This is a genomic window from Proteiniclasticum ruminis DSM 24773 (assembly GCF_000701905.1).
In the GTDB taxonomy this organism is placed as follows: domain Bacteria; phylum Bacillota; class Clostridia; order Clostridiales; family Clostridiaceae; genus Proteiniclasticum; species Proteiniclasticum ruminis.
This window is the reverse complement of sequence record NZ_JNKC01000007.1, coordinates 48,742-73,358: the sequence shown is the minus strand read 5'-3', so window position 1 is coordinate 73,358 and position 24,617 is coordinate 48,742. Positions and strand designations below refer to the sequence as shown.

Here is a 24,617-nt window from a genome sequence, read left to right as displayed (position 1 = left end):
CTTTAGAAATACTTCAGTTTCAGGTCCATTCCTTTGCCTTTGAGAATGCCCTTCTTGTGGAAGAGGATGGTCAGTATGATTGGAACTACAAACGCGATTAACATAGCAATGCCGAACATAAACATATATTTAGGCTGAATGGATAGGATTCCAGGAAGACCACCCACACCGATGGAGTTCGCCATTACGCCGGAGCTGACAGAAACGATGGCAGCAAGTGACGATCCAATCATGGCAGCAACAAAGGGATAGATGTATTTGATGTTGATACCAAACATGGCAGGTTCTGTAACTCCCATGTAGCAGGATATGGCTGCAGGGATGGATATCTGCTGCTCTTCTTTGTCTCCACTATGCAGGAAGATGATGGCAAGAACTGCAGACCCTTGAGCGATGTTCGAAAGAGCAATCATCGGCCAGAGGTTGGTTCCACCAAACTCGTTCATAAGCTGAAGATCGATGGCATTGGTCATATGATGGAGTCCTGTGATGACCAGTGGCGCATAGAGGAATCCGAATACGCTGGCGAATAGCCATCCGAAGGCGGATGTGAGCCCACCATAGACTACAGATGAAATAGCATCTCCGATGACCCAGCCGATGGGGCCAAGCACTACGTGTGCAAGAAGTACCGTTGGAATGAGGGCAAAGAAAGGAACGAGAATCATGGAAAGATATTCAGGCACAATTTTCTTGAAGAATTTCTCCAGATACACCAGAGTGAATCCGGCCAGCATGGCTGGAATAACTTGGGCTTGGTACCCGATCATATCTATCTGGAAGAATCCAAAGTCCCATTGAGGAATCTCTGCTCCGCCAGCAACGCCATAGGCGTTCAGAAGCTGTGGAGATACCAGGGTAATACCTAATACAATACCTAGAATCTGAGTCGTACCGAATTTTCTCGCTACGGACCAGGTAATGCCTACAGGCAGGAAGTGGAAAATGGCTTCACCGATGATCCACAAGAAGTGATTCACACCGGACCAGAACTGATACTGGGATACGATGGTGTCTTGACCATTATTAAGAATGGGCACTGCTTCCAGAAAATTTCTAAAACCTAAAATAAGACCGCCGACCACCAGTGCAGGAATGAGAGGGGCAAATATTTCAGCCAGATTCGCAAGGAGCCTCTGTGCTAAGTTCATGTTGCCTTTGGCCGCCTGCTTCGCTGCGTCTTTTGACACGCCTTCCACGCCGGATACCGCTGCAAAATCGTTGTAGAAGTTTGCGACATCATTGCCGACAATCACTTGGAACTGTCCAGCCTGGGTGAAGCTTCCCTTTACACTTTTCAGGGCTTCAATCCCTTTGATATCCGCTTTGGATGGATCCACCAGAACAAATCTCATTCTGGTCACACAGTGTGAGACTGCTGAAATGTTTTCTTTGCCACCGATGAGTTCGAGCATTTTTTTAGCATCTTCAGTGTACTTTCCCATTGTAATCCTCCTTATTTTTAACTTATACGTACAAGTTGAGTCACTTCGAATATAACCTGTACGTATAAGTTTGTCAATACGTTTACATAAAAAAGTTTGAAAGTTCAAAAAACCGTTACAGCTCAAATGAAAAGGAAGCCGGTGTGGCTTCCTTTTATCTTTAGAATTCAGTTTGTTTGGGCTTAAGAATCATACGGATTTTTTTGATTCTGTTTTTGTCCACTTCATCCACCACAAAGCGGATTCCATCTGCTTCAATGACTTCTCCGCTGGCGGGGAAAGTGCCGAGGATTCCGATGAGGTAACCTCCGATAGAGTCAAATTCCTCCGATTCGATATCGGTTCCGATGAGTTCATTGAGTTCATCCAATCGGTAGGATCCGGATACCATATACTCATTCTTCCGGATGGTTTCGATATCTGTTTCCTTATCGTCGTCATATTCATCATCAATCTCACCGACAATCTCCTCCAGAAGATCTTCGATGGTGACGATGCCGACCGTACCGCCATACTCATCCAGTATGATGGAGATATGTGTACGGGTCTTTTTCAGTTCTTTGAAAAGATCTGTGATTCTTTTGAACTCATAAGCAAAGTAAGGTTCTCTGATGTAATTTTCGAGTTTGAACCCTTGTTTCTCTACTTCGGTGAGGAACAGAAGATCCTTCACATTGAGAATACCGATGATGTCATCAATATCCTCCCGATAAACCGGAAATCTTGAAAACTGTTCATCCTTGACAATCTCCAGAACTTCTTCGTAGGTAGCATCCACATCCAGAGCCGTGATGTCCACTCTCTGAACCATGATATCCCGGACCTGAAGGTCTCCAAAGTCGAAGATATTATGAAGCATTTCCTTTTCTTCCTGTTCAAAAACGCCTTCTTCGCTGCCCACATCCACCATGGTTTTCAGCTCTTCTTCTGTGACCAGAGGATGACTATGGCTGATATCTCCACCAAAGAGCTTGATGATCCAGGAGGAGATGCTGTAAAAAGTAATGACAAAAGGAGTAAGAAGGGTCATGAGAATGCCTACTGGTTTAGAGAACATCATGGAAACTTTTTCTGCATGTTGTGTAGCAAATGATTTTGGTGTGATTTCACCGAATATGATGATGATAATAGTCAAGATAGAGGTGGCAATACCAGTGGCACTTATGCCGTACAAATCAATGGCTACAAGAGTTGCCAGAGAGGAGGCAAAAATATTCACGATATTGTTACCGATAAGCAGTGCGCTGATGAGCTTGGAAGGATTTTCAATCAGTCTCAGCGTCCTTTTTGCACTCTTGCTTCCTTCTTCTGCCATATGCCTTAGTTTCAGACGGTTTGCTGCGGTAAAGGCAGTTTCAGCTGAGGAAAAGAATGCGGATAAAATCACAAGAGTTACCAATAAAATAATCTGCCACGAACTCGGGTCCAAAAAAATCAACTCCTATTTTTTTAAAATTTGATATACTAGTTCTTAATAACACATTATAGCAAAAACCGCTGGAAAATAAAAATAGTCTTTGTATCCCAGTCATCAGGAACTGTACCTGTTTAGGATCATTGTGGTTTCATTAAGGGGGAGAAATTATGATTTATATTGTCATGGGGCCTTCAGGTTCAGGGAAAACACTGGTGGGGGAGTACCTGAAGGAAAAAGGCATGAAGGAACTGGTTTCCCACACCACAAGACTTCCCCGTCCAGGTGAAGTCCAGGGGGGTTCTTATCATTTTGTGGATGAAATTACTTTTCAGCAGACCAAGAAGGTAGAAGCGAGCGCCTATGCGGGGAACTGGTATGGGGTATCTAAAAAAGAAGTGGAAGATAAAACAAAGCTGGGAGATGTGTTTGCAGTGATTGAGATCCATGGAGCACTTGCGTTCAAGAAGCTCTACGGGGAAAAGGTGAAGATCTTCTACATTGCCAGCAGTCCCAGGGATCTTCGAAAACGAATGGCGCATAGGGGAGATACTAAGGAGAGCATAAGGAAGCGGATGGTGATTTACAGAAAGAATGGGGAAGCCTTTCAGGATCGTCACGCTGATGCAGTGCTGATGAACAAAAGCTCAAAAAAGAGGCTTTTTTGTCAGGTGGAATACTATCTTGCAGCTACAAAGAACCGGAAAAAACCAAAGACCAGCGGCTCGATCTGTTCGAACAGAAGAATTTTGTTCTTATAATGTTTATGGGGCGTTTTGTGAATGTTTAACCTTCGTTAACAAAAAAGCAGAAAAATTTTGCTAAGATGGGAACAAGAAACGGAGGTGAGCCCCTTGGGATGGATTGCATATATATCAGGAATACTGCTTAGCTCAGTTGAAGCTTCCTCTCAGATGGCCATATCTTTTGAAGAATTGGAGCAGGATTCTTTTGGCTCCCAAGAAGTGTATATTCAGGCTTTACTTGCCGCTCTCAGCACACTCCTTGTCATGGTTGTCCTCTGGATGATTATTTTTAGACCAAAATTCAAAAGTTCACAAGAGTAGTTTAAAGACAAGTTAATAAATCCTCTGTAGAATAGAACCTGAGCAATCAGGTTTTTTAATTTTGTCTAATAGGATCAAGTGGTAAAATAAGGTACAGGTGAAGAGAGTGGAAGACCGTCTGAAATTTCATGGGAACGAGCGGGTGAAAAGAATACAGGAAGTACGGAAGAGGAACCGCCGCAAACGCAGATTGTGGGTGGGATTTTTCGTTATGGCGCTTTTGGTAGCGATAATTTTCATGATGGACCAGAAGGGTCTTTTTGAACTTTTCTTTGATCATCGTGTACAGTACGAGGGGAGCACCGAGTATGTGGAGGTTCTTAGTGACGATGGAACTGTTTCAAGAAAAGGCCTTGTGGCCCTTTCGCAAACTCTGATCAATCATCCTTATTCTTTGGGACTGGAGTCGCTGAATCATGGAAAACCAGAAGGTCCCTTAGGCTCTGCTGCTTTTGTGGACTGGGTATATTATAACCTCAGCGGAAAAGCACTCAGTGCGGGCAGCAACAGTACAGGTCCTCTGGCAACAAAAATCTGGGAGAATTCCACTTCTATTATGGAGAATGAGCTTCAACCTGGAGATTTAGGCTTTACCATCATTCCTGAGGGAAGCAAAGTAAATAATATTGGAATCTATCTCGGGGAAATAGAAGGGGATAAGGTGTTTATCCATGCAGGAGGCGTTCAATATAAAGCAGAAGGACTTCCAGAAGGGAGAGTTGTGATTTCATTTAATAATATTCTGAAGAGGAACAATAGAGATCTCAACGGAAAAAAGTTTTCTCCATCGGCGCCCTCCACTCAGTTTGTTTATTATAGAAGACCCAATGTGACCTTTATAGACTAAGAAAAGAGGTGGAACAGAATGTACAAAAAAAGAGATCTTATGGCAAAGATCATTGCGGCAGTAATCCTTCTGGGTATGCTGGGCTCTGTCTTTGCAGCTATTCTTGTATAATTATGAAATCAGAAAAATCCCTATGAGAAAATGAGAACTTCATTTTCTGACAGGGATTTTTTTGTTTGGATCAGATCAAATCCCTGGGATACACAAGACCAATCTGATTTCTTGCTTCGTCCATGATTTCGTGGACTGTCAGCGCCAAGGCCTTGTTGTTCACTGGGGAGAAGGATGCTCCCCTTCGGATGGTTTCAGAAAACTCCAGTGCCTCATAGGCCATATCCTCTTCGAAAGTTTCAGGCCGGAATACTTCTTTTTCTCCGGACCGTCTGATGAGGGTCAGTTCTGTGGGACTTCCAATACGGTCGATGAGGATACTGCCTTTTTCCCCTTGGATTTCAGAAGGAAGATAGGAATGACTGATCTTGGAGTGCAGGATCACCGCTTCCATATCGTTATAAGACAGCAAAATGGAACCGGAACCATCCACCCCTCCTTCCGGAAGAATTGTGGCCTGGGCAGAAATCTTCTCAGGTTTTCCGAATAGGTCCACTGCAATATAAAGAGGATAGATCCCAATATCCAGAAGGGAACCATTGGAAAACTCTTTCTGAAAGGTGTTCACAAATTCACCGGCCTTATGCCTGTCATATCTGGAGGAGTACTGGCAGTAGTTGCCGATGTACTTCCGAACCTGTCCAATTTCTGGCAGAAGCTCTTTCAGGAGCACATAGGCTGGCATAGTCAGCGATTTCATGGCTTCCATGAAGACCAGATGATTTTTTTCAGCCAGGTCCAGAACTTCCTGCAGTTCGTTCTTGTTGGATGCAGCTGCCTTTTCCACCAGTACATGCTTTCCATGTGTAAGAAAGACCTTCGCCTGTGGGCTGTGCATGGCATTGGGGCTTGCAATATAAGCTGCGTCAATGAGCTGGGAGGAGGCCATCTCCTCCAGAGAGGTAAAGACTGGTACCTTCAGACCCATGGAATGAAGAAACTGCTGCGCTTTTTCCTCATCCCTGGAGTAGAGGGCAGTAAGCTCCATGGCTCCGCTTTTGTGTGCGCCTTTAATGAAGGCTTCGGTGATAAAACCTGTGCCAACAGTTCCAAAACGTATCATAAAACTCAGTCCTTTCAATATAAGATTGATAAAAAACTAAACAAAGGGTTCAAAGCTCATTCATGAAGCATTCAGATTTCCGTGCTAAAATTATAGATGAGGTGAGAATATTGAGTACAGTTGTAAAAATAAACTATCTTCTGGAAATACCGATGAATGATCTGTTCAAGGAAGGGTACTTCAGGTTTCTGAAAGAGAATCACATCCACGAAGAAGAGATCAAACCCTATCAGATGGAACGCTATCTGAAGTACGCTATTGAAGATGTGCTGAATAACATGCGGGAAACCTACAAGGATTTTCAAGGGAAATTCAGTGTGGATATCCGAAATGATAAGATTACGGGGATTTTCTATGATAAAGCCCATGTGAATCAGGAGGAGGATGAACCCTTAAGAAGAGCTCTCTTCGACCGGTTCAGTGAGCTTTTGGGCCATGATAATCTTAGGGTGGACATCAACCTCAGCTGTAATTTAGGCAATTAGACTTCCTTAAGAAGCTTTAACAGAGCGGCTTTGAAGAGTTCATCATCTTCAGCCGTTCTTTTTTTATGTTTTGTATAAATCTTTTTGGTCTGCCTCATTTTTTGGTTCACATGCCTGGCATCCAGAAGCCTCATAATATTGTGGTCAGTGATGAGGAGACCATTCTGAGTCAGGATTCTGCATTTTTTGGATAAAGCAAGAGCCGCTAGACCATAATCCTGGGTAATCAGCACATCCTCATGTTTCAGATGGTTGGCGATGTAGAAATCCGCTGCATCCCTTGAGATATCTACGGTGACAATCTCCGCATAGTCGTTTTGAAGCTCATGGGCGTAATTTTTCACAATTGTAACAGGGATGTTCATTTTTTGTGCCAGGTCAATGGTTTCATGCACCACAGGACATCCATCCGCATCAATAAAGATTCGCATAATAATCTCCTTTTCATACATTGAGAAAAGCGCGGAGAATCCCTCCACGCTTTTTTTTTAGTAACTTCCGCTGGCTCCAGCACCTCTGTCCAGAAGGTCATTATAGGCCACCTGCATGAGAGCAAGAGAAACAATACTCAGCTGAAATACGGCCAAAAGCAGATAGATGATGCCTTCATTTCTTCCTCCTGCTTTCTCGATCCGCTGCCCCATTCGGTAGTTCCAGATGAGGAAGTAGATTCCACAGGTGAGAATACTGAGTAGAAGCACCGAAAGCCCGTCTTCCTCATCCCCATTCATTCTCTGCACTTCGTTGTTCAGAGAAACAGTCCAGATGATGGAATAGATTCCGCAGGTAAGAATACTCAAAATAATAGATGTGACGACATTTCTTTTCAATTTAAAACACCTTCCCCATTAAGTTTATGATTCGTCCCCACAAGGAGTGCCTTTGATAGATCATTGGCTCTGTATGCGGGAAATAAACAATCATACGGTATATGTATACAAGAAGAAATAGGATAAAGAGGCCAACCATCAGTTTCTTTTTCTGGAATAGAAACGCATAGAAGAGAACAGGCACCAGAAAAAACAAAGGATGGAACAGAAGTGCACTGTTTAGATCCCCTCGAAAGAGCCCAAGATAAGACCTGGTCATGCCACAGGTAGGACATGGAACACCTGTGGTGTTATAAATAAGACAGATGCTGCCCGTTCCGTAGAGTTCGGAGAGAAAGCTGATACCGACGAAGAATCCCAGAAGCAGCAGAAACATCACTGCATTATTCTTGGAACTCACCGTTTTCTTCCAGGAATCAGGAATTTTTCTCATGATGGTTTTTCTCAAAATAGGTAAAGAGAGCGCTGTGGTCCATATCACCGAGTCCTTCCTTGCTGAGCGCCTCATACATGGAAGAGGTGAGGTCTGTAATGGGCATATGAAGTCCCAGTTTTCCACCGGTAATCTGTGCGTTTTTCAGGTCCTTGATATGAAGGTCAATCTTAAAGCCCGGCTTATAGTCTTCTTTCAAAATCTTCGGAGATTTTGTTTCAAGAACAGCAGAACCAGCAGATCCTCCCCTGATGGCATCCAGCACTTTCGTAAGGTCTGTACCGGACTCTTTGCACAGCATCAGAGCCTCTGAAAGGATGGCTATGTTTCCGGCTACAATCATATTATTTGTGAGTTTTGCGGTGTTTCCGCTGCCAAGAGGTCCCACCAGGACATAGGAGCTGCCCATGGCCTTAAAAAGTGGCAGGGCTCTTTGAAAGGCGCTTTCTTCTCCGCCTGCCATGATGGCCAAGGTTCCGGCAATGGCGCCAAGATCGCCTCCGGATACTGGAGCATCCAGCATATCGATCCCCTTTTCTTTCAGAGCATTGCCTACTTCTCTGGAAACCTCCGGAAGGATAGAACTCATATCAATATAAAGAAGTCCTTCTTTTGCGTACTTTATGACCCCCTCTTCGCCGATCATGACAGAGCGGACATCTGGAGAGTCTGGAAGCATTGTGATGAGGGCATCCACACCTACCGCTGCATCTCCATGGGATATTGCTTCTTCGGCACCCAAGGCCACAAGCTCTTTCACGGCACCCTTAGACCTGTTGTAGACCTTGAGAGTGTGACCTGCCTTCATGAGATTCATCGCCATGGGTTTTCCCATGATACCAAGACCAATAAAACCAACTTTCACCCTTATGCACCCCTTATCTGTTATACTATGAAAATAGTATAACATAGCTCATGGATTATTTTGAGAAAGAGATGGTTTCTTTTTCTAGAAAGAATTTTGTCACTCTGATGTTACGGCATTGTAACCCTTGGATGGAAGAAGACGCCGTATAATACTTCTTGTATCACGAACAATAAATGAATTATGAATTATGGAGGATTATATGAAAAAGAAATTACTGGGGCTGGCTTTAGCCAGTATAATGGTACTTGGGCTGACAGCCTGCGGAGAAAAAGCAGAAGAAACACCTGGGAATGAAGATGTGAACGTGAAGGTGGAGGAAATCACCCAGAAGGTCACAGAAAAGTTGGAGTTCGGCGCTATGATCAAGCTGGATGCTGAAACCCTTCAGCAGTTTTATGGACTGGATGCATCCATTCTGGAAGAATATGATGCCAATGTGCCGATGATGAACGTCACGACACAAGAACATTCAGTTTTTAAAGTGAAAGATGCGAAAGACATGGAGAAAGTCATGGCTGCAATTGAAAAACGAGCTGGAGATGTTCAGAAAAGCTTTGAGCAGTATCTTCCAGACCAGTATGAGAACGCAAAAAATTACTATGCGGAATCCAACGGCAAGTATGCTATTTTCATCATCCATGAGAACTCAGCGGATGCAAAAGAAATTTTCCAGAATTTTTTCAAATAAAACATAAGAAATAAAAAATGCATGAAGAAAAAAGCTTATATGTGAGTATAAGCTTTTTTTCACGGAAATGAGGAGCTCCTGATGGTTTTTTCCAGTATCACTTTTATTTTTTACTTTCTGCCCATCACCATACTGCTGTATTATACAGTACCGAAGAAAGCAAGAAATGGTCTGCTGCTTCTGGTCAGTCTCATCTTCTACGGTTTTGGAGAACCCATCTACATAACTATGATGATTCTGTCCATCCTTATTGATTACACCAATGGACTGCTCATTGAGAAGTTCCGAGAAAATAAGATGCTGACCAGATTATTTCTTATCCTTTCCATAGCGCTGAATCTGGGGCTTTTGGGCTTTTTTAAGTATGGAGATTTTTTCCTGACCAACATGAATGCTGTATTTGGGTGGGAGATCCCGCTTTTGAGAGTCGCCCTTCCTGTGGGCATCTCTTTCTTCACGTTCCAGACCATGTCCTACAGCATTGATGTCTATCGCGGCAACACAAAAGCCCAGAAGAATCTCATCACCTTTGGCGCTTATGTGTCCATGTTTCCCCAGCTCATCGCAGGTCCCATCGTCATTTATAAGGACGTGGAAAAGCAGCTCATGAACAGGGAGATCACAGAGAGCACGCTTAGAGAAGGCATTGAACGCTTTATTTTGGGGCTCGGAAAAAAGGTTCTTCTTGCAAACAGCATCGGACTGTTATGGGAAGAGGTGAGGTCACTTCCCGTGGGGGATCTGTCCTTTGTCACTGCCTGGCTTGGCGTGGCGGCCTTTATCTTTCAGATCTATTTTGATTTCAGCGGCTATTCCGACATGGCCATCGGGCTTGGAAAGATCTTTGGGTTTGATTTTCTGGAGAATTTCAATTATCCCCTTACATCCCAAAGTATCACTGAGTTTTGGCGCAGATGGCACATGAGCCTTGGCAGCTGGTTCCGGGAGTATGTTTATATCCCTTTGGGAGGAAACCGGAAAGGAAAGGTGAAGACGCTTAGAAACATCGCCATTGTCTGGCTCCTGACAGGATTCTGGCATGGCGCTGCCTGGAACTATCTGTTGTGGGGAGCTGTTTTTGCTGTTGTTCTTCTTTTTGAGAAGACATTTCTTCTAGAGCTGCTGTCCAAAACAAATTCAGCTGTAAGGCGCTTCTATACACTGACCATTCTGGGGCTCAGTTTTGCAGTGTTTGCTCTGGAAGACCTTTCTCACCTTTTCGGGTACCTGAAAGCGATGCTTTTCCAGAATGCCTTCAGCGACAGCCTGTTTCCTTTTTATACGTCCCGATACAGTCTGCTGTTTTTACTTCTTGCTGTGGCTTCAACCCCTTACCCCTACAGAACCTATCGGAGACTTAAGATGAAAAAAGGAAGCCATGTGATTTTTGCAGCACTGGAAGGCGTTCTTTTTATTCTTTGTTTGGCTTACATCGTAGATGGCGCATATAATCCGTTCTTATATTTCAGGTTTTAGGAGACTGCTATGATAAAAAACAAAAGAATATATCTCATCATCCTGTTAGGTCTTCTGTTTGTGCCCCTTCTTAGCAATGTGCTGCTGGAGAGAAGGATATTCTCGGATCTTGAAAACAGATATTTAACATCTACTGTGAAAATTGATAAAGAACTTCTGAAATCCGGAGTACTGGCAGAGCGTCTGGAAGCCTTTGTGCAAGACCAGTTTCCACTGAGGGAGAACTTCATCAATCTGAAGTCGGATGTTGAGGTTCTGCTTCAGAAAAAAGAGAATAATGGCATCTACTACGGAAAAGGCGGATATCTTTTTGGTAAGCCAAAAAACTATCAGGAAACCATCTTCAGGAAGAATTTAGACGCCCTGATCACCTTAAGCGATGAAAGCAGTCTGCCCATCGGCATCTTCATTGTTCCTCCATCCCAGCTGGTGCTGACTGAGAATCTTCCCAAATATTACACCCCTTTGAAGGAGGAAAAGTATTACGAGGAGATCATGAAGACACTGAAGCCCACAGGTGCACCCCACGGCATAGAAGTGCTGTCGCCCCACCGGGAAGAGGGAATATATTTCAGAACAGACCACCACTGGACACAGAGTGGAGCCTATGAAGGGTACAAAGCGCTCATGGACAGCATGGACCTTCAGCCTGTAAAGCTTGATTCCTATGATCCTGTGCTGGTGGACGGATTCCAAGGGACTTTTTATTCCAAGTTCAGAGGAAACATCGCAGGCAGCGAACTCTTTATCTATTATGAAGCAGAGGCAGCTGACCTGAAGGTGTATTATCCGGCTACAGAAATCCAGGAGGACCGGATCATCTTTGAGGAAAGGCTCAGCACCAGAGATAAATATGCGGCTTACTTAAACGGAAATGATCCCCTCATTGAAATCAGAAATGAGGATGCGCTTTATGACGAGAAGGTGCTGGTGCTCAAAGACAGCAATGCCAATGCTATGTCGCCATTTCTGGTGGATACCTTCAAGGAAGTCCATTATCTGGATCTTCGCTACTTCAATCTGCCTCTTTCTGATTATCTGGAAGAAAATGGATTTGACCGGGTACTTTGTATTTATGGTATGGACAGCGTGGGAGAAGACGAAAACCTCATGAAACTTGCGAAATAAACAGAATACGCTGCTCAGTGATCAACACTAGTAAGAAAGAAGAGCTTGGCCTTTACTGAGCTCTTTTTTACTTCATTTTTTCACTGAGAAAAAACGCTTGACAGAATCTATCAAATTGGGTACAATTATCTCGAATCAAAGATAAATGAATTGAAGATAAAAAAGGGGGATCCATATGGGCATAGTGACAAGAAAAGAGGAAGAGATATCCATGAAACTCTTTGTGGTACTCACAAGAACCCTGGATGCCATCAAGAAAAGTGTGGAGAAAGACATAAGAAGTTATGGACTGAACACCACGGAGTTTGCAGTATTGGAGTTTATCTACAGCAAAGGCGAGCAGCCCATTCAGAAGATAGGAGAGAAAGTTCTTATTTCCAGCAGCAGCATCACTTATGTGGTGGATAAGCTGGAGAAGAAGAATTTCTTAAAGCGAGTGCCTTCACCAGAAGACCGAAGAATTACCTTCGCGTCAATCACGGAGGAAGGAAAGAGGTTTATGGATGAGATATTTCCACAGCATCAGGAAACTATTGCAAGAATCATGGGAGGTCTTCCGCTGGAAGAGAAGGAAGTGCTGTTAACCCAACTGAAAAAGCTTGGTTTTCATGCAAAAGAAGTTTAAAAAATTTACCATAATATCTCGAATTAGAGATATACGAGTTTGAATTAATGGAGTGAGCACTATGAAAAAAACAAAAGGAATCCATCACATCACCGCCATCGTTGGGGACCCCAGGGAGAATCTTCACTTTTATGAGACGGTGCTGGGCCTTAGACTGGTGAAGCAGACGGTGAACTTTGATGATCCTGGTACATATCATCTTTATTTTGGCAATGAGACCGCAGATCCAGGCACCATCATCACCTTCTTCCCCTGGCCTGGTGCTAGAAAAGGAAGAAAAGGTGGGGGACAGGTCGGAACCACGGTCTATGCGGTGCCCGAAGGATCCTTATCCTACTGGGAAGAAAGACTGAAAGCATTTGGGATCTCTTCTGACTATACCGAAAGATTTGGCGAACGGTATCTTGGATTTCAGGATGTTCATGGACTCCATCTGGAGTTAACGGAAAAAAAGCTACCTCAGAGATCACAGGATGCCAGTGTAGGGATTCTCGGGTTTTCAGGTGCTGTGCTTTTATCCGTAGCCCCAGAGAAGACCATGAGAGCCCTTTCAGAAACCATGGGGTATGAGAAAGGTGAAGAAGATGAGATCTATGTGAGGTTCAGAAGTGAAGCGGATCTTGGAAACATTATCGATGTGGACAAGAGAAGTTATGAGCGGGGAGAGTTCTCCGTGGGGACAGTGCATCACATCGCCTTTCGAGCCCAGGACGACGAGGACCATCTTTCCTGGCAAAGTCATGTGGCGGATAAGGGGCATTATGTGACCGAAGTGAAGGACAGAAACTACTTCAACGCCATCTATTTTAGAGAAGGGGGAGGAATCCTATTTGAGATTGCCACAGATACCCCTGGTTTTTCAGTGGATGAACCTCTTTCCTTTCTGGGCGAGACTCTGAAACTGCCAGTACAGTATGAGAAAAGAAGAGAAGAGCTCACGAAACACCTCATACCGCTGAGAGAGAAGGTAACAAAATGATTGAAAAAGACTTGAGCACTCTATCGGAGCGGGAGGTATACAAGCTATTCACAGGCACCATAGTGCCTAGACCCATTGCTTTTGTGACTTCCCTATCGGAGAAAGGAGTGCTTAACGGAGCACCTTTCAGCTATTTCAGTATTGTATCCACGGTGCCGCCTTTGATTTCTCTTTCCATTCAACGAAAAAACGGAGTCATGAAGGATACGGCCAGAAATATTCTGTGCCAGAAAGAGTTTGTGGTTCATGGTGTGGATAAGACGAATCTCACTGCAGTGAATGGGAGCGCCGCTTCTCTGCCGCCGGAAGAAAGCGAGATCGAGAAAACAGGTCTCAGTATCAAGAAGAGCACGAAAATTTCTGTGCCAGGAGTTTCGGAGGCCAAGGTCCGGATGGAATGTATACTCTATGACCATCTGGAGATAAAAGAAGATGGAAAAACCACTGCAGATTTTCTTCTTGGTAAAGTGGTTTATGCGCATCTTTCTGAGGAGATCCATGACGAAGGAAGAATCCGAATGGATGCGTTTGATCCTGTTGCGAGGCTTGCAGGAGCAAACTACAGCACTTTGGGAGAGACGATCCATTTGGAAAGGCCAGAGTAAAAAAATATGACAATATGTGATAAAAATGAAAATTTGGAGGAATGAACAATGAATCAGTTAAAAGGAATACACCACGTCACCGCCATCACCAGCAGCGCAGAAAAAATCTATGAGTTTTTTACCTACACCTTAGGGCTTCGACTTGTAAAGAAAACAGTGAATCAGGATGACATCCAGACTTACCATCTGTTTTTTGCAGACGATAAGGGGAGTGCAGGAACCGACATGACGTTCTTTGATTTTCCTGGCATCTCGAAAGGTACCCATGGGACCAATGAGATTGCAAGAACATCTTTCCGCGTACCAACAGATGAAGCTTTAAGATACTGGGAAGCCCGCTTCAGCAGGTTGAACATTTCTCAGGAAGGCATCACGGAGTTCTTTGGCAAAAAAGTCCTCTATTTCTCGGATTTTGATGATCAGAAGTATATGCTCATATCTGATGAGAAGAATGAAGGAGTCGCATCAGGAACACCCTGGGAAAAAGGACCCATTCCACTGGAGTATGCCATCACAGGACTTGGACCGATCTTCATTAGAATTCCGGAGTACAGCTATTTCAAAAAGGTTCTGGAACAGGTGTACATGATGAGAGAAACCGCGTCTGAAAATGCCTTCCACCTCTTTGAGATGGGAGAAGGCGGAAACGGAGCCAGCGTCATTGTAGAAGAAGATCAGAAATCAGGTTTTGCAAGACAAGGCTATGGTACAGTGCACCATGTGGCATTCAGAGTAGAGGACAAAAAAGAGCTGGAACAATGGATTGAGCGGTACCAGGGATTTGGACTCAGAAACTCCGGTTTTGTGGAGAGATTCTATTTTGGTTCTCTTTATGCCAATGTGGATCGTGGTATTCTCTTTGAGCTGGCCACAGACGGTCCTGGCTTTATGCAGGATGAGCCTTATGAAACCGTAGGAGAAAAGCTGTCGCTTCCACCTTACTTTGAGGGGCAGAGAGAAGAGATTGAGGGTCTTGTAAGGCCGCTGGATACTGTGAGAAGCACCAAAACCTTTGAAAAAGAATATGAGAAGATGTAGTTTATAAGGCTTAAGAAAAGGAGGATGGCACGTTCATCCTTCTTCTTTTTTGGGGATCTTCTTCTTGTTTTTACATTTATTGTGAAAAAGGCAGAGATTAGATTATACTGAAAGAAAATAGTGAGGATGTGATACATTGGAAGACTTGTGGAGCAGTTTGAAAAAAGGACTGACCTTCCTTTCGCTTGCGCTTTTTCTTCTTTTTCTCTTGGTCCTTTTCAATGAAACGGGAACGCTTTACCGGAATGCATACAGCATACACCCCTATATTGGATACACTGCTTTGGTCCTTGTGATTCTCCTCTTTGGGGTTCTTCTGGGCGTTCCATTTTCTCTCTTTCTTTCTCTGAAAAGAAAACCTCAGTTTCCGGAAAGCTCAGAAGGGGAAGAATACAAAAGATATCTTCTTCATCTGAAAGAAAGGATGATAAAAAATCCAGCGCTTCTTGAATCTGGGTTTGTCTTTGGAGAGGACGAGTATATTCTGGAGGATATCCTAAGGGCTCGAGGAATTTTAAGACGAGAGGCGGACCGGAAAATCCGGGATGGCGCATCCTCCGTATTTCTCACCACTGCCATTTCTCAAAATGGCTCTTTGGATGGTCTTTTTATGATGGTGACCCTCACAAAAATGATCTACCAGGTGGCAAGAATCTATTATCAGAAGCCAACAGCCAGAGAACTTGTTTATCTTTACAGTAATGTTTTCGGAACGGTGATGCTGGCAAGATCCATTGAAGATCTGGATCTTCTGGACGAGCAGCTGGAGCCTGTCCTTGCAGGGATCCTAGGCGGAAGCCTGGGCAGCCTTCTGCCTGGCACGGTCTATGTGACCAATCTTTTGGTGAATTCCATTACGGAAGGCTCCATGAACACTTTTCTTTATCTTCGGGTGGGCGCCATGGCGAAAAAATATTCAGAGAGCCTTGTGAAAGCAGATAAGAAAGAGGTGCGCAGAAGCGCTACCCTGGAAGCGGTGTCTCTCATGGGCAGTATTGTAAGAGAAAATTCAGGAAAAGTTGTCAAGGCTTTCGCGAAGGCAGCCAAGGGAAGTGCAAGAAAGATTTTTCGCGGGAATCGGGAAACAGAATAAATACGAAAGTATCGGGTAAAATATATCCTATAGAGTAGACAACCCAAAAAAGGTGCTTACTCTGTAGGGTATTTTGTTACAATCAAAGGAACATCGGAAAGACTATGGAGCAGCCTGGATTATACAGAGGAAAGGTTATGAGCTTTCAGAAAAAGAAGGAATCCACGGCAGTCAGTACGGCAGGCGTTCGGGAAGAAGAGCTGGCCGCACCGTATGAAAATCAAGGAAAAAATTAGAAGATAAGAAGGAGGCGCCATTAAATGATTATAACCGTAACCTTGAATCCGGCTTTGGACAAGACCCTGGTGCTGAATAGAGTATCCATGGGAGAGGTCAACCGGGTGGACTCTACAAGAAATGACATGGGTGGAAAGGGCATCAATGTTTCAAAGGTTCTGAAGGAGCTGGGCATGATTTCAACTGCTACAGGTTTTCTTGGAGGCATCCTGGAGGAGGTGTTCAGAAAAGAGCTGAAGTGCATTGGCATCACAGATGAGTTTCAGAGCGTCTCCGGGAATACTAGAACAAATATCAAGGTTGTAGATGAGGAGAGGAAAGAATATACAGAGTTCAATGAGCCTGGACCGGAGATTCTTCCAGAAGAGCTCTCTGACTTTTATGATAAATATCATGCTCTGGTAAAGGAAGGAGACCTGGTGGTGCTTTCTGGCGGAGTCAGTCAGGGCGTACCTAAAGAGATCTATGGAACTCTTACTAAAATGGCTAAAGAGAAAGGCGCAAGAGTCCTTGTGGATGCAGAAGGCGAGGCATTGGTTCAAGCTATTCATGAAATACCGTATATGGTAAAACCAAATGAAAGAGAGCTGGCGGGCATTGTCGGAAAAGAAGCATTGAATGTGGATGAGATGATCCATGAAGGAGAAAAGCTGGTGAAAAAAGGGATTCAGCTGGTTCTCATATCCAGAGGAGCAGAAGGCAGCATTTTACTTACGGATCATCATACATTTATGGCAGAAGGATTGAAAGTTCCAGTGAGAAGCACCGTAGGTGCTGGAGATGCCATGGTGGCTGCTCTTGCCTTTGGACTGGAAATGAAAATGAATCCTAAAGAGATGCTGACGCTGGCCCAGGCCAGTGGAGCAGCTGCGGTGATGAAAGAAGGAACTCAGGCTGCGACGAAAGAAGAAATTTATGCGCATGTTAAAGATGCAGAGAGAAAAATAAAAGGGTGGAAGAGATAAATATAATTGCTGTTATTAGTGTGATATTAATGTGCCTTTGGTAAAGAGAAGTGATACAGATGAAAGCTCTGTTCTCATGATGCGAGAAATGGTCTTTATATTTAAGGTGAATGTCCTATAGATAGATAAGGCATCATTTCAAATGTGAACACGCGTGTATAAAACATCCATTCTGTATGTGATTCACGGATTTAGGGAATCTATTCTCTTCGTTGTATTGACGGAATATGATATCTGGATATTTTGTTATTCTTTAAACAATGGGAGTGATGCCACAAAAATAAGTATTGCTATAGATGGCTTTTCCTTGGTATAATGTTTTGTCGGTTGAGATAGACTTATAAATATTTCAAGAAACACTCTAACATTATGTGATGTACTCTTAACATTTCATGATATCTATAGTATAATTAGTTACGGGAAATAGATTTCACTGAAATGGACGAAATCAATAATTATATAAAGGAGAATGCGTGATGAAAAATAAGGATGAAAAAACAAAGATTCTGTTTACTATGCCTGTAGAACTGAAGGAAGAACTGGCTAAAGAAGCAGAAAAAGATTTCAGATCTCTGAACAACTATATTCTTTGGGTACTTCTGAACAGAAATAAGTAAGAAGAAATGAAAGAGCTGAAAAGAAGTGCATCTTCTTTCCAGCTCTTTTTTTTTCAGCCTGAAGAAATCTTCTTTAAGCTTAAGCAAAACCATGGAAAAGTACGGTATAATTTAACCATTATATGTTTGGAGGCCGATCAGAGTGAAAATCGACTGGAACAGAAAGTATTCAACCATCGCTGTCTATGCCTTTCTTGTCATCGCATCCTCAATTCTTTTTTTCCTTATTATGTCGGGACTGGATGGTTTCTTGAACGCCATAGGCCGTTACATGTCTATTCTTTATCCGTTTATCTATGGATTTGTCATTGCCTATGTGATCAATTTTCTAGTGGTATTTGCAGATAAATGGCTGAGTAAAACAGCTCTAGGCAAGCCAGAGCTCCGTAGAAGGAAAGAAGTTCTCTCGCTGATTCTAGGATACTTTGCATCTGCAGCCTTTATTGCGCTGTTTCTGGCGTTCATTCTGCCTCAGCTTATAGCGAGTATTACAGGTCTAGTCATGGAACTTCCGAAATATATCACAAACATCAGCAATCTCATTGAAGATCTGAATAATCGCTATACACTAGATCCAAGAGTAGTGACTTTTTTGCAGGAGCGGTGGGATGAGCTTAGTGTATCACTCAACAATCTGGTGAAAGAGATCCTCCCTGCAACGGTGGGGTTCATCAGAAGCACGGCCACATCCATCTGGAATGTCTTCCTTGGTATTGTGGTATCCCTATATCTTCTCAGTGACAAAAGAAAGTTCCTTGCCACTGGCAAGAAAGTCCTTTATGGCGTTCTTGCACCAAGACATGCGGAAAAGACCATTTTGCTCCTTACAAGAACCCAAACGATTTTCAGTAAGTTTCTTGTGGGTAAAGTCTTGGATTCTCTTATCATCGGAATCATTGCTTTTGTCTGTCTGAGCCTGTTCAAGATGCCTTATACAGAGCTTGTGAGTTTTATCATTGGAGTCACCAATATCATTCCGTTTTTTGGACCGTTCATCGGCGCCATACCATCCTTCATCATCATACTGTTTGTATCTCCTGTGAAAGCCCTGTGGTTCCTATTGTTTATTTTCCTTCTGCAGCAGCTGGATGGGAATTACATCGGACCGAAGATTCTTGGTGAGTCTCTTGGCATCTCCTCCTTCTGGATTCTTTTTTCCATTCTCGTAGCTGGAAAGTTTTTAGGGGTCATGGGTCTCATTGTGGGTGTGCCTATATTTGTGCTGGTATATTCTATTGTGAAGGAATATGTGGAGCTGAAACTGGAGGCAAAGGGTCTGCCGGTAACTACAGACCAGTATGGAGAACCGGGTGTTTTATCAGGTCAGACGGATAAAGCGCTAAAAAAAGAAGAATAGAAGGATAGAAGCTGCGGTATTCATTCTTGATAATGAGATTTCCTCTTCTGTTGAATCAGTGTATTGAAAAGGTGGGATGTGTTTGAAAAGTTATCTGGTTAAAAAGACGTTCAATAATAATGCGGTTCTTGTGAGCCTTGGTCAGAACGAGTATATCCTCATCGGTAAAGGCATCGGATTCAACAAAAAAAAAGGGTCCATCCTGATGGAATCGAATCTCATCGAGAATGTGTTCATCCAGGTGGATGAAACCAATAAAAATCAGTATGAGTATCTCCTGGAAACAACGGACGAGAAGATTGTAAAGATTGTAGAGGACATTGTGTCTATGGCTGAGAAGGAGCTTGGAGAAACTCTCCATGTGAACATTCATTTCGGACTCATAGATCATATCAACTTTGCCCTTTCAAGGATCCGGGAAGGCATTGAAATAGTGAATCCTTTTCTTCTGGAGACAAGGATGCTTTATAAGAAAGAGTATGCCATTGCGGAGAAGGCTGTGGAAATTCTGAAGGAACAGATGAATATTGAGATTCCTGAAAGTGAAATAGGTTTTATCACGTTCCACATCCATGGCGGACGAATGGGTGGAAAAAAGTCCGACTCTTTGTCCTATGTGAAGGCCATCAGCCAAGTGGTTCCATACATTGAAGATAAGCTTGAGCTCACCCTTGTAGAGAATTCTTTTGACAGTGTCAGACTGGTTTCACATCTCCGGGGACTCATTGAGCGCTGTGTAAAAAATGAAACCATTGAGAATCTTCTCCTGGATAAAATAAAAAAAGATTTTCCCTTCGAGTATAAAATTTCGGAAAATATAGCCTTGCTTTTGAAGAAAAATATTGGTATAGTAGTTCCTGAAAACGAAATCGGGTATATCGCCCTGCATTTATACAAATTAAATCACAGCAAAAAATAGTTCCGTGTAACTGATTCGATCAGGCATGAGTTGATACAAAGAAAGAAGACCAAAGTTTATTTGGCCTTTGCTTTCTGTATGAGCTCATGCCTTTTTTATTCCCGGTGATACTCTGATTTCAAAATTTAAAGGAGGAAAATCTAATGAAAACCAAGAAAAAATCCGGTGGATTCTTTGCAATCTTGCAGAAAGTCGGAAAATCACTGATGCTTCCTGTGTCTGTACTGCCAGCGGCAGGACTCATGGTCGCACTATCCCGTATCATCGAGCAGCTGGCGGGGGCGGAAACTTTAGCAAACAGTCCTGTTCTGGATGTGTTTGTGAAGGTTCTTTTCAGCGGTGGCCTTATTGTATTTGAAAACCTACCCCTTATTTTTGCCGTTGGTGTAGCCATAGGATTCACAGCAGGAGAAGCTGTTTCTGGTCTTGCAGCCGTTGTAGGATATGTGGTGCTGATTAAAGTGCTGGATATCATGTCTGCAGCGCAGAACCTTGCAGATCCTATCAATATGGGGGTCTTCAGCGGAATCATCATTGGTATCATTGCTGCGAAAATCTACCAGAGATACTTTAAAACCAAACTTCATCCTGTACTTGGCTTCTTTGAAGGCAAAAGACTGGTGCCCATCATCATGGTTGTGGTTTCCATCCTTTTGGGTGTTACCCTGGGATTTGTGTGGCCTCCCATCCAGAATGGCATCAATGCCCTAGGACAGATGGCGATCGATGCAGAAATTTTTGGGTTCCGTCTGGGTGGTGCTATTTATGCCTTCGGTAACAGAGCGCTGATTCCAACAGGACTGCATCATGTGTTTAAGACTCCATTCACTACACAGTTTGGCACCTATGTGGCAGCAGATGGACAGACTTATGTGGGAGAAATTGCCAGATTCTTTGCTGGAGACCCTACTGCAGGAGCCATCACAGCAGCTGAATATCCTCTGAAGATCTTCGGTCTGCCAGCTGCTGCTCTTGCCATCTACCTGAGAGCGCTGCCTAAGAACAAAAAGGCCATCGGAGGTGTGATGCTTACTGCAGCACTCACTTCCATCATCACAGGTATCACAGAACCTATTGAGTTTGCCTTCATGTTTGTTGCTCCAGTGCTTTACATCGTACACATCTCTCTGGCTTTTGTTGGAGGCCTCCTGATGAATCTCTTTGGTGTAAGGCTCACAGAAACCTTCACCTCATCTCTCATTGACTATGCGGTCAGCATCACCACAGGAAATGCTGGAAATCCATGGATGCTCCTTCCAGTGGGTCTCGTCATCGGAGCTCTGTACTTCGCAGCATTCTATTACCTCATCAAGAAACTGGACCTGAAAACTCCAGGCAGAGACATAGACGAAACTCAGAAAGAAGCGGTTCCTGTCACGGAGAAAGCAATGGAGGTCTTGAAAGCATTAGGCAGTACGAATAACATCAAGGCCATTGATGCTTGTATCACAAGGCTCAGACTGGAAGTCTTTGACACCAAGAAAGTAGACAAAACTCGTCTCAAGGCCCTGGGATCCCCTGGAGTTCTGGAAGTGGGACAGAGCGGGATTCAGGTCATCTTTGGCACAGAAGCTGAAGCACTGAAAGATGAGATCAAAGTCATCATGGAAAATCCTGATTCAGTGACAGTGGTAAGTGCAAAGAGCAAGGAAAAAGAAGGCGTTTCAGGAAGTTCTGTCACAGAGACGATCATGGCTTCTCCTGTGAAAGGAAAGGTGCTGGATCTTTCTGAGGTTCCCGATGCTCTTTTCGCAGAAAAGATGATCGGTGACGGCTTCGCCATAGATCCACAGGAAGGAACCGTTGTTTCACCGATCCGTGGAGAGATTGCCCATATTTTTGACACCAATCATGCATTGGCTTTCACCACAGAAAGCGGACTGGAAGTTCTTCTTCATAACGGTATTGATACGGTAAAAATGGAAGGAAGAGGGTTCAAGAGATTGGCTGAGATTGGCCAGAAAGTGGAGATCGGGACACCTCTTATGGAGGTAGACTGGGCACTTGTAAGACAGGAAGCCAAGTCCAGCATCACTGAAGTGGTGGTGACAAACATGGATCAGGTGCATGAGATGAAAGTCATTGCTTCTGGACTTGTGAATCCTTCTCAGGATGTGCTCATCGTAAAATAGATGTTTTCAGGGAGTTCTCAAATGAGGGCTCTCTTTTCTTTTGGGTGAACGCTCTTAAAGGTGTATTCACAGAGGAAGCTTCTTCATGAATGGCTTGTAAAGCCGTTTATAATCCTTTAACCGAATCTTTCCCGTCTGTTGATGAAATGGTCATCTTACGTTTTCACTCCTTCTCTATAGTTATTACTAACACATTAATGAGAAATGTATGGAGGTAAATAATGAATAGAATTGCAGGTATATTTGAAACAAAAGAACAGGCGTTAAAAGCCATCAGGAGACTGAAGGAGTCCGGATTTCAGGATCATGAGATCTCAGTGCTCTTGAAAGAAGGGGAATGGATCGATCCATTGAAGAAAGAGATACCCGAGGGCGTCATCGAGGAGCTTCCGATGGAAGATCGGAAAAAAGATGGGGTTTCCACCACAGAAGAGTTTTTCCTTGGTATGGGAGCCATTGCTGCACCATTAGGAGGACCTGTTCTTGCTGCTGGACCCATCGCTGATGCCATGACCCAGTATGCTGATGGGAGAAGCCTTGATTTACGGGAGGTGCTGGAGCAGTATGAAGTGGATGAGGATTATAAGGAGCTCTATCTGGAACGTCTTGAGAAAGGACATGTTATGGTTCTTGTGGATGAGGATGAAGTTCGCAAGGAAAAAGCGGTTTTAAGCTTTTATGATGAAGAGGACTATGAGAAGGATGGCATCCGAAGAGGAGATCCGGGTCTTGATCTTGATGAAAAAGAAGTGGATCCAGAAGATCCATTAAAAGACCCACGTAGACTTTTATAGAATCACAGGCAGAAAGAAAGCTCCCGGATTTTCCAGGAGCTTTTCTTCATTATGAAGCTTCAAATATAGCAGGATAATGTTTCTTGAACCAATCGAGAATGGCCTCCAGGAGTACTTTAATGACTCCTGCCAAAGGTACAGCAACCAGTAGTCCCACAAGGCCCCAAAGGGCACCACCCACAAGAAGCACAAAGATGATCAGGGCTGGATGAAGACCAACACTGTGACCGACAATCTTTGGTGAAATGAGGTTTCCTTCCAGCTGCTGAATGATGAGGAAAGCGACGATGACCCAAAGGGCTTTCCAAGGGTCGGTGGTTAAAGCAATGAAGACCGCAGGAACTGCACCCAGGAAAGGTCCGATATAGGGAATAAGATCTCCTATGCCAGCCAGCATACCAAGGATGAGCCAGTATTCAACGCCTAAAATCAGTAAGGCGATGGAGCTGAGCACTCCAATAAAAAATGCAACCAGAAGCTGTCCCCGGATGAAGCCCCCAAGAACCCCATCAATTTTCTCTGAGAGAGGGAAGACCCAGCTTCTCCATCTAGGAAGCACCATCTTTTTAGCACCCTTTGCAATCTTATCGCCATCTTTCATGAAATAGAACATGATCACAGGAATGGTCACCAGATGGACAAGACTGGAAGCAAAGGAACCGATCTTCGAGAAAAGAGTGCCTGAAGAACGGAAGAGCCAGTCGGTGATGGCTTCTACTTCGATATTCAGATATTCCAGGACTCCTTCAAAGGTTGTCGGCATATTAGGATTTGTGCCGATACTTTCCTCATACCAGGCTATGAACTTTTCATACCAGTTCTGGCTCAGATCAGGCAGCATGGCAACCAGGCTGTTCACTTCCTTTACAATCATCGGGAAGAACACCAGGGAGAATCCGACTATGGCAAGAGTGATGCCAATAAAAATAATGGCAGTGGAGAGAGTTCTTGACAGTTTCAGCGTCATGAGCTTCTTGACCAGCGGATTGAAGGCATAGGCAAGAACACCGGCCACCACAAAAGGCACGATGATGGGGACAAGAAGATCCTGATTGTTTAGGATCCACCAGAGCACACCAATTCCCAACAAGACAAAGAAGGTTAGTTTCAGCTGCGGGATACCATACCGGAGCTTCTTTTTCTCGTCTACCTGCTTATTGCCGATTTGAAAGAGGTAATAGATGATGAGAGCTATGAGAATCAGTATACCAAGCTTAATGAGAGTTTCTAAAGCGCTTCCTGCACCTGATAAGGTGAGGAGAAGTGCCGGGGAATTTTCATGCATAGGATCACACTCCGTTTCTAACAGTCTATATAAGTTCTATCTACTCTAACACAGGAAGTTTAAATCCACATGAATTTTTTGATAAATGAAAGGAACCTGAGTGAAAACCAGGTTCC

At 43.8% G+C, this 24,617-nt stretch carries 26 protein-coding genes; 18 read left to right on the top strand and 8 right to left on the bottom strand.

Going from position 1 to position 24,617, the window contains the following annotated elements; all coding sequences use genetic code 11:
- Positions 1 to 2: 2 nt before the first annotated feature.
- On the bottom strand, positions 3 to 1,445 hold the full coding sequence (gene treP, locus T487_RS0109635; protein WP_031576790.1) for a PTS system trehalose-specific EIIBC component: 1,443 nt from the start codon (positions 1,443 to 1,445) through the stop codon (positions 3 to 5).
- A gap of 160 nt (positions 1,446 to 1,605) precedes the next feature.
- Positions 1,606 to 2,874 (bottom strand): HlyC/CorC family transporter, encoded by a 1,269-nt coding sequence (locus tag T487_RS0109630; RefSeq protein ID WP_031576788.1) that lies wholly within the window; start codon positions 2,872 to 2,874, stop codon positions 1,606 to 1,608.
- Between the two features lie 155 nt (positions 2,875 to 3,029).
- Between T487_RS0109630 and T487_RS0109625 the strand changes: the two genes are divergently transcribed.
- The 3 genes from T487_RS0109625 to T487_RS0109615 all read left to right on the top strand — a co-directional run bounded on the left by T487_RS0109625 (position 3,030) and on the right by T487_RS0109615 (position 4,773).
- Positions 3,030 to 3,620 carry a guanylate kinase gene (locus tag T487_RS0109625; protein ID WP_051651643.1) on the top strand — a complete coding sequence of 197 codons (591 nt, stop codon included), beginning with the start codon at positions 3,030 to 3,032 and terminating at the stop codon, positions 3,618 to 3,620.
- Positions 3,621 to 3,713: 93 nt separating this feature from the next.
- Positions 3,714 to 3,926, top strand: a complete 213-nt coding sequence (locus T487_RS0109620; RefSeq protein ID WP_031576784.1) for a hypothetical protein — start codon at positions 3,714 to 3,716, stop codon at positions 3,924 to 3,926.
- Positions 3,927 to 4,032: 106 nt separating this feature from the next.
- Positions 4,033 to 4,773: an NlpC/P60 family protein gene (locus tag T487_RS0109615; RefSeq protein ID WP_031576781.1), complete on the top strand. Its 741-nt coding sequence runs from the start codon at positions 4,033 to 4,035 to the stop codon at positions 4,771 to 4,773.
- A 181-nt stretch (positions 4,774 to 4,954) separates the two neighbouring features.
- Here T487_RS0109615 and T487_RS0109605 read toward each other — a convergent pair whose 3' ends face one another.
- The gene (locus T487_RS0109605; RefSeq protein WP_031576779.1) at positions 4,955 to 5,947 is read right to left on the bottom strand and encodes a Gfo/Idh/MocA family protein; all 993 of its coding nucleotides are present in this window, start codon (positions 5,945 to 5,947) and stop codon (positions 4,955 to 4,957) included.
- A 110-nt stretch (positions 5,948 to 6,057) separates the two neighbouring features.
- On the opposite strand from T487_RS0109605, the gene T487_RS0109600 reads away from it, so the two are divergent.
- On the top strand, positions 6,058 to 6,432 hold the full coding sequence (locus tag T487_RS0109600; protein WP_031576777.1) for a hypothetical protein: 375 nt from the start codon (positions 6,058 to 6,060) through the stop codon (positions 6,430 to 6,432).
- On the opposite strand, the gene T487_RS0109595 is transcribed toward T487_RS0109600, so the two are convergent.
- The 4 genes from T487_RS0109595 to T487_RS0109580 are packed head-to-tail and all read right to left on the bottom strand — an operon-like array spanning position 6,429 to position 8,560.
- Positions 6,429 to 6,863, bottom strand: a complete 435-nt coding sequence (locus T487_RS0109595) for a YaiI/YqxD family protein (RefSeq protein WP_031576776.1) — start codon at positions 6,861 to 6,863, stop codon at positions 6,429 to 6,431. The two genes, T487_RS0109600 and T487_RS0109595, sit on opposite strands and share 4 nt — an antisense overlap.
- A 57-nt stretch (positions 6,864 to 6,920) precedes the next feature.
- Entirely contained in the window at positions 6,921 to 7,262 is a 342-nt protein-coding gene (locus T487_RS0109590; RefSeq protein WP_031576774.1) for a DUF4234 domain-containing protein, read from the bottom strand.
- Position 7,263: 1 nt separating this feature from the next.
- On the bottom strand, positions 7,264 to 7,695 hold the full coding sequence (locus T487_RS0109585; protein ID WP_051651642.1) for a DUF2752 domain-containing protein: 432 nt from the start codon (positions 7,693 to 7,695) through the stop codon (positions 7,264 to 7,266).
- Positions 7,679 to 8,560, bottom strand: coding sequence for a 2-hydroxy-3-oxopropionate reductase (locus T487_RS0109580; protein ID WP_031576770.1), 882 nt, complete (start codon positions 8,558 to 8,560; stop codon positions 7,679 to 7,681). Before T487_RS0109580 ends, T487_RS0109585 begins: the two co-directional genes overlap by 17 nt.
- Before the next feature lie 202 nt (positions 8,561 to 8,762).
- Here T487_RS0109580 and T487_RS0109575 point away from each other — a divergent pair, with 202 nt between their 5' ends.
- From T487_RS0109575 to T487_RS15955, 14 genes are all read left to right on the top strand, one after another.
- Entirely contained in the window at positions 8,763 to 9,251 is a 489-nt protein-coding gene (locus T487_RS0109575) for a DUF4358 domain-containing protein (protein ID WP_031576769.1), read from the top strand.
- Between the two features lie 81 nt (positions 9,252 to 9,332).
- Positions 9,333 to 10,727: an MBOAT family O-acyltransferase gene (locus tag T487_RS0109570; protein ID WP_031576768.1), complete on the top strand. Its 1,395-nt coding sequence runs from the start codon at positions 9,333 to 9,335 to the stop codon at positions 10,725 to 10,727.
- A gap of 9 nt (positions 10,728 to 10,736) precedes the next feature.
- On the top strand, positions 10,737 to 11,855 hold the full coding sequence (locus T487_RS0109565; protein ID WP_031576767.1) for a DHHW family protein: 1,119 nt from the start codon (positions 10,737 to 10,739) through the stop codon (positions 11,853 to 11,855).
- A gap of 175 nt (positions 11,856 to 12,030) precedes the next feature.
- Positions 12,031 to 12,480: a MarR family winged helix-turn-helix transcriptional regulator gene (locus T487_RS0109560; RefSeq protein ID WP_031576766.1), complete on the top strand. Its 450-nt coding sequence runs from the start codon at positions 12,031 to 12,033 to the stop codon at positions 12,478 to 12,480.
- Between the two features lie 61 nt (positions 12,481 to 12,541).
- Entirely contained in the window at positions 12,542 to 13,459 is a 918-nt protein-coding gene (locus T487_RS0109555) for a VOC family protein (protein ID WP_031576764.1), read from the top strand.
- Entirely contained in the window at positions 13,456 to 14,064 is a 609-nt protein-coding gene (locus T487_RS0109550) for a flavin reductase family protein (protein ID WP_031576762.1), read from the top strand. Before T487_RS0109555 ends, T487_RS0109550 begins: the two co-directional genes overlap by 4 nt.
- A gap of 48 nt (positions 14,065 to 14,112) precedes the next feature.
- On the top strand, positions 14,113 to 15,102 hold the full coding sequence (locus T487_RS0109545) for a ring-cleaving dioxygenase (RefSeq protein ID WP_031576760.1): 990 nt from the start codon (positions 14,113 to 14,115) through the stop codon (positions 15,100 to 15,102).
- A 157-nt stretch (positions 15,103 to 15,259) separates the two neighbouring features.
- Positions 15,260 to 16,195 carry a DUF697 domain-containing protein gene (locus T487_RS0109535; RefSeq protein ID WP_176758094.1) on the top strand — a complete coding sequence of 312 codons (936 nt, stop codon included), beginning with the start codon at positions 15,260 to 15,262 and terminating at the stop codon, positions 16,193 to 16,195.
- Positions 16,196 to 16,455: 260 nt separating this feature from the next.
- Positions 16,456 to 17,397 carry a 1-phosphofructokinase gene (pfkB, locus tag T487_RS0109525; protein WP_031576756.1) on the top strand — a complete coding sequence of 314 codons (942 nt, stop codon included), beginning with the start codon at positions 16,456 to 16,458 and terminating at the stop codon, positions 17,395 to 17,397.
- 476 nt (positions 17,398 to 17,873) lie between these two features.
- The gene (locus tag T487_RS16450) at positions 17,874 to 18,014 is read left to right on the top strand and encodes a hypothetical protein (RefSeq protein WP_155953258.1); all 141 of its coding nucleotides are present in this window, start codon (positions 17,874 to 17,876) and stop codon (positions 18,012 to 18,014) included.
- Between the two features lie 142 nt (positions 18,015 to 18,156).
- Positions 18,157 to 19,371: an AI-2E family transporter gene (locus T487_RS0109515; protein WP_051651641.1), complete on the top strand. Its 1,215-nt coding sequence runs from the start codon at positions 18,157 to 18,159 to the stop codon at positions 19,369 to 19,371.
- Between the two features lie 82 nt (positions 19,372 to 19,453).
- Positions 19,454 to 20,290 (top strand): PRD domain-containing protein, encoded by an 837-nt coding sequence (locus tag T487_RS0109510; protein WP_031576753.1) that lies wholly within the window; start codon positions 19,454 to 19,456, stop codon positions 20,288 to 20,290.
- A gap of 143 nt (positions 20,291 to 20,433) precedes the next feature.
- Complete coding sequence (locus T487_RS0109505; RefSeq protein WP_031576751.1) at positions 20,434 to 22,422, top strand: PTS sugar transporter subunit IIABC; 1,989 nt, start codon at positions 20,434 to 20,436, stop codon at positions 22,420 to 22,422.
- 221 nt (positions 22,423 to 22,643) lie between these two features.
- Positions 22,644 to 23,216, top strand: a complete 573-nt coding sequence (locus T487_RS15955; protein ID WP_051651639.1) for a general stress protein — start codon at positions 22,644 to 22,646, stop codon at positions 23,214 to 23,216.
- Positions 23,217 to 23,265: 49 nt separating this feature from the next.
- Here T487_RS15955 and T487_RS0109495 read toward each other — a convergent pair whose 3' ends face one another.
- On the bottom strand, positions 23,266 to 24,501 hold the full coding sequence (locus T487_RS0109495; protein WP_051651638.1) for an AI-2E family transporter: 1,236 nt from the start codon (positions 24,499 to 24,501) through the stop codon (positions 23,266 to 23,268).
- Positions 24,502 to 24,617: the final 116 nt, after the last annotated feature.

What these genes read in the sequence shown, in the direction of transcription:
- pfkB (WP_031576756.1), top strand. Translation starts at nt 16,456, where the DNA reads ATGATTATAACCGTAACCTTGAATCCGGCTTTGGACAAGACCCTGGTG.
- T487_RS0109505 (WP_031576751.1), top strand. Translation starts at nt 20,434, where the DNA reads ATGAAAACCAAGAAAAAATCCGGTGGATTCTTTGCAATCTTGCAGAAA.
- T487_RS0109550 (WP_031576762.1), top strand. Translation starts at nt 13,456, where the DNA reads ATGATTGAAAAAGACTTGAGCACTCTATCGGAGCGGGAGGTATACAAG.
- T487_RS0109585 (WP_051651642.1), bottom strand. Translation starts at nt 7,695, where the DNA reads ATGAGAAAAATTCCTGATTCCTGGAAGAAAACGGTGAGTTCCAAGAAT.
- T487_RS16450 (WP_155953258.1), top strand. Translation starts at nt 17,874, where the DNA reads ATGAAAAATAAGGATGAAAAAACAAAGATTCTGTTTACTATGCCTGTA.
- treP (WP_031576790.1), bottom strand. Translation starts at nt 1,445, where the DNA reads ATGGGAAAGTACACTGAAGATGCTAAAAAAATGCTCGAACTCATCGGT.
- T487_RS0109555 (WP_031576764.1), top strand. Translation starts at nt 12,542, where the DNA reads ATGAAAAAAACAAAAGGAATCCATCACATCACCGCCATCGTTGGGGAC.
- T487_RS0109565 (WP_031576767.1), top strand. Translation starts at nt 10,737, where the DNA reads ATGATAAAAAACAAAAGAATATATCTCATCATCCTGTTAGGTCTTCTG.
- T487_RS0109575 (WP_031576769.1), top strand. Translation starts at nt 8,763, where the DNA reads ATGAAAAAGAAATTACTGGGGCTGGCTTTAGCCAGTATAATGGTACTT.
- T487_RS15955 (WP_051651639.1), top strand. Translation starts at nt 22,644, where the DNA reads ATGAATAGAATTGCAGGTATATTTGAAACAAAAGAACAGGCGTTAAAA.
- T487_RS0109625 (WP_051651643.1), top strand. Translation starts at nt 3,030, where the DNA reads ATGATTTATATTGTCATGGGGCCTTCAGGTTCAGGGAAAACACTGGTG.
- T487_RS0109495 (WP_051651638.1), bottom strand. Translation starts at nt 24,501, where the DNA reads ATGCATGAAAATTCCCCGGCACTTCTCCTCACCTTATCAGGTGCAGGA.
- T487_RS0109595 (WP_031576776.1), bottom strand. Translation starts at nt 6,863, where the DNA reads ATGCGAATCTTTATTGATGCGGATGGATGTCCTGTGGTGCATGAAACC.
- T487_RS0109605 (WP_031576779.1), bottom strand. Translation starts at nt 5,947, where the DNA reads ATGATACGTTTTGGAACTGTTGGCACAGGTTTTATCACCGAAGCCTTC.
- T487_RS0109570 (WP_031576768.1), top strand. Translation starts at nt 9,333, where the DNA reads ATGGTTTTTTCCAGTATCACTTTTATTTTTTACTTTCTGCCCATCACC.
- T487_RS0109560 (WP_031576766.1), top strand. Translation starts at nt 12,031, where the DNA reads ATGGGCATAGTGACAAGAAAAGAGGAAGAGATATCCATGAAACTCTTT.
- T487_RS0109545 (WP_031576760.1), top strand. Translation starts at nt 14,113, where the DNA reads ATGAATCAGTTAAAAGGAATACACCACGTCACCGCCATCACCAGCAGC.